Genomic DNA, 2562 nt, shown 5'->3' with positions numbered 1-2562 from the left:
CTGCCGCGAACGGTGACAAGCTCGTGGCCGACCACACGGGGTCCTCGGCGCTCGTCGGACCCGGCGTCGTGCTGATCACGGAACACGCCGTCATCGACCCCAACCGCTCGACCGGCCGATTCGCCGGCGCAGAAGGGACGTTCACCGTCGAACGCCTCGCCGACGCCGCGACCGGCGTAGGGGGAGTGACCGTCGGCACGTTCGAGGGGACGATCTCCCTGCCGGCGGGCTAGCAAGCATCTGAACGATTGACCGGGAGACGGGGCCCGAGCGCCCGCGAGTCGGACGGCGGGTAGGTGATGCCCGCCGTCCCCCGGCCTCGAGCTCCCGGATTTGCCAAGAGGAGGTCAGCGCCGCAGAGCCGGTGGTTCAGGCGGCACCGGTGCGCATGCGATGGATCGTCGCCAGGAGCTCGGCGCTGTCGATTTCCTCGTCGGCGTCTCCGAGCGGGCCGAGGCGTAGGCGCAGCGAGGTCCACGTCATCAGGTCGCGCATCGAGACGATTCCCAGCACGCGTCCGCCGTCGACGACGGGAAGGTGGCGGAAGGGACCCTCGACCATGATTGCCATGGCCTCGGGGGCGCTCGTCCCTGGCGATGCGGTCATCACGTGTCGGCTCATGCGTTCGGAGACGGTCGTCTCGGGGCTGCAGGCGTCGGGTATCGCGCGCATGAGATCGCGCTCCGAGATGAGGCCGACGAGATCACCGTTCTCGATGACGACGGCTGCACCGGTGTCGCGCGCGATCATGCGCCGCGCGGCATCTCCGATCGTCGTGTCGGGCGACACCGCGAGCACGTCGGTCGCCATGAGGTCGGCAAGCTGCATCGTCCGACTATGCCAGGAGCAGCACCGGTTGCTCGAGGAGGCGCTGGATCGACCCGAGCAGGCGTGCGCCTTCCGCCCCCGACGTGGCACGGTGGTCGACCGACAGCGTGACGGCCATGATCGGCCGGATCAGGACAGCGTCGTCGCGGACGACCGCACGCTTGACGGCGGCACCGACCGCGAGGATGCCGGGCTCGGGGAGATTCACCACCGCGCTGAAGCTCGGGATCCCGTACATGCCGAGATTCGAGATCGTGAAGGTCCCGCCTTCGATCTCCGTCTGCTTCAGCTTGCCTGCCCGCGCCCGCTCGGCGAGGTCGCGCGACTCGCGCGCGATCTCGCGCACGCTCTTCTGCTCGACGTTGCGCAGGACGGGGACGATCAGGCCGTCGTCGAGCGCGACAGCGATGCCGACGTGGGCGCTCTTGTGGAGCACGAACGTGCCGTCGTGCCAGCTGCGGTGGAACTTCGGGTTCTCGACCAGGGCGAGCGCCGCTGCTCGCACGATCAAGTCGTTGACGCTGATCTTCTCGCCGTCGTCCGCGAGCGCCCGGTTGAGCTCTTCGCGCAGCTCGAGCGCGCGACCCATGTCGATCTCGGCGTCGAGGTAGAAGTGCGGCACGGTCGCCTTCGACTCGCTCATGCGGCGTGCCACCGCGCGGAGCATCGGCGTTGCCTCGACGATCTCCTCCTCGGCCGACGGCGGCTGGCCCGGCGATGCCGCGCGTTCCGTCGTCGCCGGCTCGACCGCAGCAGCGCCCGGCCCGCCCTCCTGGCCGAGCGCACGCTCGACGTCGACCTTGACGATGCGACCGTCGGGGCCGCTGCCCTTGCCGGCCAGCTCACGCAGGTCGAGGCCGCCCTCGGCTGCCATGCGGCGCGCGATCGGGCTCGCCCTGAGCCCGTCGCCGACCGCAGAGCGTGCGTCTGGCGCGGGCGGCTCGCCGGGCTCGGATGGGGCGGGCTCGCCTCCCCCGGCCTCGGGCGCGCCGGCGTCACCGGGCTGGTCCTCCTGTGGAGCCGTCTGAGCCGGACCGTTGCCGCGGGCGGCGGTTTCCGGCACCTCCTCGTCCTCGGCGCCGATCAGCGCGATCGGCGTGCCGAGGTCCGCCGACTCGCCCTCACCGACGAGGATCTTGAGCAGCACGCCGTCCTCGTACGCCGTCAGCTCCATCGTGGCCTTGTCGGTGTCGATCTCGGCGATCACGTCACCCGCGACGACGCGATCGCCTTCCTGCTTCACCCAGCGAGCGACCGTCCCCTGCTCCATCGTGTCGCTCAGCCGTGGCATCGGGACCTCGACGGCCATCAGTCCCTCCCAGCCCCGGCGCCGGCAAGCCCACATTCCGCGAGCAGCGAGCGGGCCGCTGCCTCCAGCTTGTCCTCGAGCACGAGCGCGGCCAGCTCGAGGGGCTTCGAATAGGGCATCGGTACCTCCGCCCCCCCGACGCGCTCCGGCGGGGCGTCGAGGTCGTCGAAGCACGCGCGGCCGATTCGAGCGGCGAGCTCGGCGCCGACCCCGAACGTCGCCCAACCCTCCTCGGCGATCAGTACGCGGTTCGTCTTGCGCACCGATTCGACCACCGTGTCGATGTCGAGCGGGCGCAACGAGCGCAGGTCGACGACTTCGGCCTCGAAGCCGCTCTGGGCCAGGCGGTCGGCGACCGCCAGCGCCCGCCGCACGGTGTACGAGTGCGCCACGATCGTGAGATCCGTGCCCTCACGCGCGACGTG

General features: G+C 71.0%; 3 protein-coding genes and 1 pseudogene. 1 reads left to right on the top strand and 3 read right to left on the bottom strand.

Features of this window, described 5'->3' with window-relative positions; genetic code table 11:
• Positions 1 to 233, top strand: a pseudogene (locus VNM44_RS04845) (hypothetical protein); the annotation flags it as partial.
• A 136-nt stretch (positions 234 to 369) separates the two neighbouring features.
• On the opposite strand, the gene VNM44_RS04840 reads toward VNM44_RS04845, so the two are convergent.
• The 3 genes from VNM44_RS04840 to VNM44_RS04830 all read right to left on the bottom strand — a co-directional run.
• Positions 370 to 828, bottom strand: coding sequence for a CBS domain-containing protein (locus VNM44_RS04840; protein WP_325623233.1), 459 nt, complete (start codon positions 826 to 828; stop codon positions 370 to 372).
• 7 nt (positions 829 to 835) lie between these two features.
• Positions 836 to 2137 (bottom strand): dihydrolipoamide acetyltransferase family protein, encoded by a 1302-nt coding sequence (locus VNM44_RS04835; RefSeq protein ID WP_325623229.1) that lies wholly within the window; start codon positions 2135 to 2137, stop codon positions 836 to 838.
• On the bottom strand, positions 2137 to 2562 hold a 426-nt coding region (locus VNM44_RS04830; RefSeq protein ID WP_325623226.1), incomplete at its 5' end, for a transketolase C-terminal domain-containing protein. The genes VNM44_RS04835 and VNM44_RS04830, both read right to left, overlap by 1 nt.

This window comes from Gaiella sp. (assembly GCF_035558935.1).
GTDB lineage: Bacteria > Actinomycetota > Thermoleophilia > Gaiellales > Gaiellaceae > Gaiella.
The sequence above is the reverse complement of the archived record's forward strand: the minus strand, read 5'-3'. Positions and strand labels throughout refer to the sequence as shown.

Bases quoted from the DNA above. Each gene is read 5' to 3' on its own strand.
- VNM44_RS04840 (WP_325623233.1), bottom strand. From the start codon at position 828: ATGCAGCTTGCCGACCTCATGGCGACCGACGTGCTCGCGGTGTCGCCC.
- VNM44_RS04835 (WP_325623229.1), bottom strand. From the start codon at position 2,137: ATGGCCGTCGAGGTCCCGATGCCACGGCTGAGCGACACGATGGAGCAG.